General features: G+C 70.6%; 2 protein-coding genes. One reads left to right on the plus strand and one right to left on the minus strand.

All coding sequences use genetic code 11. The features are described from left to right. Positions 1-36: 36 nt before the first annotated feature. Positions 37-861, minus strand: a complete 825-nt coding sequence (locus tag ABZU75_RS46090) for a putative protein N(5)-glutamine methyltransferase (RefSeq protein WP_355569817.1) — start codon at positions 859-861, stop codon at positions 37-39. A gap of 610 nt (positions 862-1,471) precedes the next feature. On the opposite strand from ABZU75_RS46090, the gene iscB reads away from it, so the two are divergent. Further along, positions 1,472-2,781, plus strand: a 1,310-nt coding sequence (gene iscB / locus ABZU75_RS46095; RefSeq protein ID WP_355569820.1) for an RNA-guided endonuclease IscB, incomplete at its 3' end; no start/stop codon positions are given.

The raw sequence follows: 2,781 nt of genomic DNA on the forward strand, positions 1-2,781 counted from the left end.
GTACCCGAACGGCACGGGTACCGGCCTCGCCCGGGGTCATCGGCGCAGGGGCCGGGAGGTGGGCCTGGTTCCGATGACGACTGTGGCGTCCAACTCGTCGGAACCGGCCACCCTTGGGATCAGCCCGTTGCGGGTGAAGGCCTCGACGGTCCGCGGCGCCTGGCGCTCGCTCGTCTCGACCAGCAGATGGCCGTCCGGTGCCAGCCACAGTGGCGCCGCGGCGGCCAGGCGCCGTACGACGTCAAGGCCGTCCTCGCCACCGTCGAGTGCCACCCGGGGTTCGTGGATGCGGGCCTCCGGGGGCAGCAGCCCGATCGCCTCGGTGGGTACGTAGGGCGCGCTGGCGACCAGGAGGTCGACACGCCCCCGCAGCGTGCCGGGCAGCGGTGCGTAGAGGTCACCCCCGTACACCTGACCGCCGGTGGCGGCGACGTTGCGGCGGGCGCACCGCACCGCGGCGGGGTCGATGTCGACGGCGTGCAACTCGACCCGCTCCAGCGCCGCGACCAGTGCGGCGCCCACCGCGCCCGAGCCGCAGCACAGGTCGACGACGACCTGCGTCCGGACGGGGGCCTGTCGCTCCTGGACGGCGACGGCCTGGTGGATGAGGAACTCGGTGCGCCGCCGGGGTACGAAGACTCCGGGGTCCACGGCTATCCGCAGGCCACAGAACTCCGCCCAGCCGAGGACGTGTTCGAGAGGCAGGCCGGCGACCCGGCGGTCCACCATGGCGGTGAGGTCGGACGGGGTCCGTGCCGTGGAGATGAGCAGGTCCGCCTCGTCCTCGGCGAACACGCAACCGGCGGCCCGGAGCCTGGTGACGATGGCGGACTGGAGGCAAGGGGACAGAGGAAAAGACACGAGAGCCTTTCGGGATGCCGAAGGGTGCTCTCCCGGTCACCTATGCCCGGTGAACCGCACGGTCGTGAGATGAGAGCACCCGACCTGACACAGCGGTAATGGGTCTCACCTCCTCGATAGGTCCATTGCTGGAGACGGCAACACTATCCGAGCCGGAGCGCGGCGCAAACACATTATGTTGAGCCGGAACAGCAAGGGAGCGGATCCCGCCGCCCGCGTGTCGCCCCGGTGACCGATTCCTGCAAGACGCCGGCCCGGCGGCCGGAGCAGGATGAACGCCTGATCCGCGGCCCACGGCCGGAGCCGGGGGCCACCCCTCACCGGCCCGGCCTCCCGCTTCACCGCCATCGCACACCGGGAGAACTCAGGTCAACGACCCCCTCCCGAAGGAGGGGGCTTGAGGTGCAGCGATGTGTCTTGAAGCCCCGCGTTGACCAGCCCGAGTCGATCACCTAGAAGGAGGTGCATTCGATTGACTACGTTTCACGTAGGCCAGCAGACCCACCAGCGGGTGCTTCCTCAGCCCGCTGCTCTGGAATCCACGTCAGCAGACACGCCCGAGGGTGGGCACGAAACGGGACGCGGACACCGCCCCAGCGCGGTAACCGGCGTGGAACATGGGCGAGGGGAGATCGAGCAGGCCGGCACCCGGTCTGTTCGGCGTCACCCCGACGGCGCCACGGCGCCCGAGGGAGCCAACCGTGAGGTTCCCCCGGCCGTGTTCGTCCTGGACAAGCACGGCCGCCCGCTTGACCCGTGCCACCCCGCCCGCGCCCGCCGCCTGCTGGCGGCAGGGCGGGCCGTGGTCCACTGGCATACCCCGTTCGTCATCCGGCTGCGCGACCGCGCCGCCACCGACTCCACACTCCAGGGCGTCGAGGTCGGCATCGACCCCGGCTCCAAACACACCGGCATCGCCGTGTTCACCGAACGCGACGGGAACCGTGCCGGCACCTACAGCATCCAACTCGATCACCGGGGCGGCCGGATCCGCGACAAGCTCAGCGCGCGGGCCGCGCTGCGCCGGGGCCGCCGTTCCCGTAACCTGCGCTACTGCGCCCCCCGTTTCTCCAACCGCACCAAACCGAAGGGGTGGCTCGCCCCATCCCTACGACACCGCGTGGACACGACCATGTCCTGGGTTGGACGCCTGAGGCGCTGGGCGCCCGTTCAGGCCGTCCACGTCGAGCGCGTCGCGTTCGACACGCACGCCATGTCGGCGGGCAAGCCACTCGAAGGGGTGGCGTACCAGCAGGGAACCCTCGCCGGATACGAAGTCCGCGAGTATCTGCTGGCCAGGTGGGGGCGCACGTGCGCGTACTGCGGCAAGCAGGACGTGCCGCTCAACCTCGACCACATCCACCCGCGTTCCCGGGGCGGCTCCGACCGGATCAGCAACCTGACCCTGGCGTGCATCCCGTGCAACCAGACCAAGAACGCCACCCCGATCGAGGAGTTCCTGGCAGGAGAGCCGAAGGTACTCGCCCGCATCATGGCGCGGGCGAAGGCCCCGTTACGGGACGCCGCCGCCGTCAACGCCACCAGGTGGGCGTTGTGGCGGGCGTTGGAAGCCACCGGCCTGCCCGTGGCCACCGGCTCGGGCGGCCGAACGAAGTGGAACCGTACCCGCACCGGCGCGGCGAAGTCGCACACCTTGGACGCGCTGCACGTCGGCCATCTCGACATGGTGACCGGCTGGCCGTCCACGGTCCTGGTGGTGAAGGCGACCGGGCGCGGCACGTACTGCCGGACCCGCACCGACAAGTACGGGTTCCCCCGACTACGGCTGCCCCGAACCAAGACCGTGCGCGGCTTCCAGACCGGTGACCTGGTCCGGGCAAACGTCCCGGCAGGCAAGAAGGCCGGGGTTCACACCGGCCGGGTCGCCGTCCGCACCACCGGAAGCTTCAACATCACCAC

The organism is Streptosporangium sp. NPDC005286, assembly GCF_040607515.1.
Lineage (GTDB): Bacteria > Actinomycetota > Actinomycetes > Streptosporangiales > Streptosporangiaceae > Streptosporangium.